This window comes from bacterium (assembly GCA_040755755.1).
Taxonomy (GTDB): domain Bacteria; phylum SZUA-182; class SZUA-182; order DTGQ01; family DTGQ01; genus DTGQ01.
The window spans coordinates 1-3,055 of record JBFLZW010000015.1 but is presented as its reverse complement, the minus strand read 5'-3'; the positions used below and the strand labels follow the sequence as shown (position 1 = coordinate 3,055).

Below are 3,055 nucleotides of genomic sequence, written 5' to 3'. Positions count from 1 at the left end.
GTAGCCATACGCCAGGGACGGCGATATGTGCGGACTCTCGTGCCGGTCAATCTTCCTGCTTCCATCAGCCACAGCCAGGTACCGTTCCGGCATCAGGGGGTGTATGTGATCCTGGGCGGGGCAGGAGGAATAGGGCTTGAGCTTGGCCGTTATCTTGCCCGGACTGTGCAGGCCCGGCTGGTGTTACTGGGCAGAAGCGAGAAGCTGAGTGTCGAGCAAAGGGAAAAAATTGCCCGCATCGAGTCACACGGCGGCAAGGTGTTGTACCTGCAGGCTGACGCCACAGACTGGGAGAGTATGAGGGCAGCCGTTGCCAGGGCAAAGGAGCGCTTTGGCAGCATTCATGGGGTGATTCACTCGGCCATTGTCCTGAAAGACAGGGCCCTGAAGAACATGGATGAGCAGACCTTCCGCGCAGCCCTGGCCCCCAAGGTCAGGGGCAGTGTGATCCTGAATAAAGTGCTCCAAAACGAGCCGCTTGATTTTATGCTCTTTTTCTCCTCAGCCCAGTCATTTTTGAGCAATGCAGGCCAGAGTAACTATGCTGCTGCCTGCACCTTTAAAGATGCCTATGCACTCTACCTCGATCAGATCAGGCCCTATCCGGTGAAAGTCATCAACTGGGGCTACTGGGGAAGTGTAGGGATTGTGGCAGATGAGGACTATACCAGGAGACTGGCTGCCCAGGGCATAGCATCCATTGAACCTGAGGAGGGTATGGAGGCCATACAGAGGGTATTGGGACAAGGGACATCAGGACAGCGGCGGCTGAGTCAGGTTATTGCCATAAAAGCACAAAATACTCTGCTTGAGGCTATGGGAGCTGACCTGCACCAGCGCATCGAGCCCTACCCTGAAAGCATCCCCTCTCTTGTCGAGGCTTTGTCTCATAAAGTTTTATCCTCCGATGCTGCGCATTTTCCCTGCCACAGGGGCTCCTCTCTGCTTCTCGATGAGGAGGGTGAAAACAACCATCACCCCCACCCAACCTCCCCCTTCAAGGGGGAGGAGTGGAGGGAAGACTTCCATACAAGACGGGGAATACCTGAAGTTTTGCCGCCCCAGCACGGCACTCAGTTGCAGGAAGATGCCCAACCGCATGATGCTCAACTGCCGGATGATACCCGACCAGCGGGTAAACAAAATGAGGTGAGCCGGTTACAGCGTGCCTGCAATGAGCTTGAGCGGTATGGCCGGTTGCTGCTGCTCGATGCCTTTCAGCGGATGGGAGTATTCCGGGGCAGTGGAGAGCGCTACAGAAAAGACCAGCTTAAGGATCGGCTTAAGATTGCACCCGGCTATTCCCGGCTGTATGAGGCCCTGATGGATATTCTTATCAAGGCTGGGTTTGTACAGCTCAGGGGTGAGGAGATTGTGACCACCAGGGAGGTTGAAAACAAGGATCAAGGGGGCGGGCTTACCGGGCAGGAAGGCTGCAAAGACCTTGGCGAAAGAAGGCATCTTCTGGCGCAAGACTTTCCTGAGATAGCAGGCCATCTTGAGCTGCTGTGGGCGTGTGTGAGTGAGTATCCTGAGATATTGACCGGCCGCAAGGACCATATGCAGGTGATGTTTCCCAATGGCTCAATGGAACTGGTAGAGAACATCTACCGGGGAAATACGATTGCAGACTCTGCCAATAACCTGATGGCTGACCTGATCAGGCTCTATCTGGAGCACAGGATCGGGCAGGATGCTCAGGTCGGGCAGGATGCTCAGGCTCAGGCTCAGACTCAGGCACAGGATGCGGCTCCGGATCAGACTCAGGCCAAGGCTCAGGCCAGAATCCAGCTCATCGAGCTGGGGGCAGGAGTCGGCGGGACAAGCACCTTTATTCTGGAAGCAATCAGCCAGTACCGGGAAAATGTGAGCTATCTCTACACTGATATTTCCGCAGGATTTGTCCAGTATGGGAAAAGCATGTACGGTGATGATTATCCCTTTGTGGAGTTTAAGGTGCTTGACATTGAAAAAGACCCCCAAGAGCAGGGCTTTGAGCCAGGGAGTGCAGATATTGTCCTGGCCAGCAATGTGGTTCATGCCACCAGGAGGATGCATCATACCATAGGTCAGATCAAAAAGCTGCTCAAGACCAATGGGCTGCTGATTCTCAACGAAGTTACCCGGGTGCAGGATTTTGCCACCCTGACCTTCGGTCTGACCAGCGGATGGTGGCTGTTCGAGGACGAGGAAAACCGCCTCAAAGGATCACCCCTGCTCGATGCAGCCGGATGGAAGCAGGTACTGGCAGCAAACGGTATTGGACGGACCCGTATATTCACCATCCCCCCCCAGGAAGCCGGCAAGAGATCCGAGCAATGTGGAGAGGAGAAATCCGAGCAATACACGATTGAGGGGGGATTCGAGCAAAGCGTAATCGTGGGCGAGAGTGATGGTCTGGCCCTGGTTGCGGCTCTCTCTCCTGAAGTCTCTGAAACTCATGAAGATAAAACTCTTTTCCCGGAAGGTTCACCTCAAGAGCCTGCCCTGGCCGAGACTGGCATACCAGATATTCCCCGTTTCCCCTGCCCAGGGGACTCTCTGGCTCTCGATGAGGAGGATGAAAACAGCCATCACCCCCACCCCGCCTCCCCCCTCAAGGGGGAAGATCGTAGTGAAGGCACATCTATTCTCCCTCGCCCCTCTGGGGAGAGGGCCGGCAGGGAGCCCCTGTGGCAGGTGAGGGGCCCTGTGGTACGGAGCGATAAGTTAGCGACATCGCCCCTCAGGGGGAAAGAGAATAGTGGAAGCATGCAGCAAGCCGCAGGCATGCAGAACTTGCAGGACTTTCAGGAAATGACGCGGGAATATGTAAAGGAAGTGCTGTGCCGGGTACTGAAGATACAAAAAGGTGAGATAAATAACCGGGCCTCTTTTGAAAAATACGGCGTGGACTCCCTGGTGGTCATGGAGATCAATAAGGAGCTCGAGAAAGACTTTGGGAAGCTGCCTGCCACCTTGCTGTTCGAGCATATGTCTGTCGAGGCACTGGCAGCCTATTTTATCACCCACCATCGCCCCACTCTGGAGAGCATGCTGGCAGAGAAAATGAAGA

At 55.1% G+C, this 3,055-nt stretch carries 1 protein-coding gene; it reads left to right on the top strand.

The annotated features are described in order from the left end of the window. Nucleotides 1-105: 105 nt before the first annotated feature. Nucleotides 106-3,055, top strand: a 2,950-nt coding sequence (locus tag AB1611_05310; GenBank protein MEW6379008.1) for an SDR family NAD(P)-dependent oxidoreductase, incomplete at its 3' end; no start/stop codon positions are given.